At 71.6% G+C, this 2,105-nt stretch carries 2 protein-coding genes; both read left to right on the top strand.

The features are described 5' to 3' along the window. The first annotated feature begins 312 nt into the window (after positions 1–312). Positions 313–1,788 carry an IS21 family transposase gene (locus tag VFW24_08060; GenBank protein ID HEX5266714.1) on the top strand — a complete coding sequence of 492 codons (1,476 nt, stop codon included), beginning with the start codon at positions 313–315 and terminating at the stop codon, positions 1,786–1,788. Further along, positions 1,785–1,967 carry a hypothetical protein gene (locus tag VFW24_08055; GenBank protein ID HEX5266713.1) on the top strand — a complete coding sequence of 61 codons (183 nt, stop codon included), beginning with the start codon at positions 1,785–1,787 and terminating at the stop codon, positions 1,965–1,967. The genes VFW24_08060 and VFW24_08055 overlap by 4 nt, the downstream gene beginning before the upstream one ends. Positions 1,968–2,105 lie beyond the last annotated feature (138 nt).

Genomic DNA, 2,105 nt, shown 5'->3' with positions numbered 1-2,105 from the left:
ACGTGGGGCCGGTTGCACGATTTCCCGGGCATGGGTTCGGTTGCAGGTCCTGAACTGACGACGTCATCCACAGCCCGGTAGGTGCCGATGCCTCACGGCTGTCGGGGACCGTCCTCTGAGAGCGGACAGCTCATACTCCATGTAGGCGGACAACAAAGTCCACGCTGACGGACACGAGATCTCCATGCCGGCGGACAGCAGATGTCCGCACCATCCACCAGTAGTGGCCCTCCGGGGTCTTGGTTCGTGGTCCTTGCACGTCCCACGACAAGACCAACCGGAGGACCGTTGACCAAGCATGACAGGGAGATCATGGAGATCCTGGAAGCATTCGACCTCACCGGCTGCGCCCACTCGGCGGGCCAGCTGGCCGGGGCCGACCCCCACACGGTGGCCCGCTACGTGGCCGTCCGTGACGGTGGCGGCAACCCCTTCGCCCGGGCGCCCCGGCCCCGGATAATCGATGCGTACCTCGAGAAGATCGAGGAGCTGGTGGAGCGCTCCCGGGCCGAGGTCCGCGCCGACGTGGTCCATCACCGCCACCTGGTCCCTATGGGCTTCGAGGGCGACGAGCGCACCACACGGCGGGCGGTGGCGGCGGCCAAGGCTCGCTACCGGGCCGGGCACCGGCGGACCTATCGGCCCTGGATCCCCGAGCCGGGGATGTGGGCCCAGTTCGACTGGGGCAAGGGGCCCGTCATCGCCGGGCGGGACACGTGTCTGTTCTGCGCCTGGCTGGCGTGGTCCCGGTTCCGGGTGGTCATCCCCACCTGGGACAAGACCCTGCCCACCGCCTTGGCCTGCATCGACACCATGCTGCGCCGCTTCGGGGCGGCTCCCACCTACCTGCTCACCGACAACGAGCGCACCGTGAGCATCGAGCGGGTGGCCGGCCTGGCCGTGCGCCATCCCCAGATGGTCTCAGCCGGGCGCCACTACGGCGTGGTGGTGGAGACCTGCGTCCCCTACGACCCTGAGACCAAGGGCGGCTCCGAGGCGTCGGTGCGCATCGCCAAGGCCGACCTCGTGCCGACGGCCGCCAACCTGTTGGGCGACTACCCGGACTTCGCCGCCCGGGAGGCGGCGTGTGTTGGCTTCGAGGCGGTGGTGAACACCCGTCTCCACACCGAGACCCGCCGGGCGCCGGCCGACATGCTCGCCACCGAGCGGGCCCGGATGCACGTCGTGCCCGCCGATCCCTACGTGGTGGCCCTCGGCGAGACCCGCACGGTGCGCGACGACCAGACCATCCGCTTCGGCTCCGTGCGCTATTCGCTGCCCCGCCCCTGGGTGGGCCAGGCCGTGTGGTGCCGGGTGGCGGGCGACGAGCTGGTCGTGGTGGGCCGGGCGGACAACGAGCTGGTCGAGGTGTGGCGCCATCGTCTGTCAACTCCGGGCCATCCCGTGGTGCTGGACGAGCACTATCCCGACCATCCGCCCGGCAACGGCCCCAAGCACCGCCCGCTGCGGCCCGCCAACGACGCCGAGGCGGCCTTCGTCGGCCTCGGTGACGGCGCCGAGCGCTGGCTGCGGGAGGCGTGCGCCACGGGGGTGACCCGCGTGCGGGCCAAGATGGCCGCCGCGGTGGAGCTCGCCGCGCTCGTCGGTGCCGATCCCGTCGACCGGGCGCTCGGCATGGCGGCTCTCGCCGGGCGCTTCGCGGAGGGGGACCTGGCCTCGATCGTGGATCACCTCGAGCGCGCCGACGCCGTCGAGGACCTGGTGGTGGCCGACGAGGCCCACTCGGCCCAGCCCGGCACCGGCGCCTGGGAGGGCTTCGGAGCATGATCCATCCCCCCACTCACACCCACGGCCCCCTCCAGGACCACGAGCTGGTCGAGCTCACCGAGCTGTTGGACGACCTCGACGCCTTCGTGGCCGACAATCGCGATCAGCTGCCCGAAGACCTGGTGATCCGCATCCCGTTCTGGGCGTGGCGCCTGGCCAACGCGAAGGACCGGCCATGAAGGCCCCCGAGCCTCCGCCGCTGCCCGAGGAGCTCAGCGCCCTGCTGCGGCGCATGCGCCTGCCCTACCTGCGCCAAGCCGCCCCCGAGGTGTGCGCCACGGCCCGGGCCCAGCGCTGGGATCCCGCCGAGGTGCTCC

The organism is Acidimicrobiales bacterium, from assembly GCA_036273495.1.
In the GTDB taxonomy this organism is placed as follows: domain Bacteria; phylum Actinomycetota; class Acidimicrobiia; order Acidimicrobiales; family JAJPHE01; genus DASSEU01.
This window is presented reverse-complemented; position numbering and strand designations above follow the sequence as displayed.

Excerpts from the sequence above, each read along its gene's own strand:
- VFW24_08055 (HEX5266713.1), top strand. The coding sequence starts at position 1,785 with ATGATCCATCCCCCCACTCACACCCACGGCCCCCTCCAGGACCACGAG.
- VFW24_08060 (HEX5266714.1), top strand. The coding sequence starts at position 313 with ATGGAGATCCTGGAAGCATTCGACCTCACCGGCTGCGCCCACTCGGCG.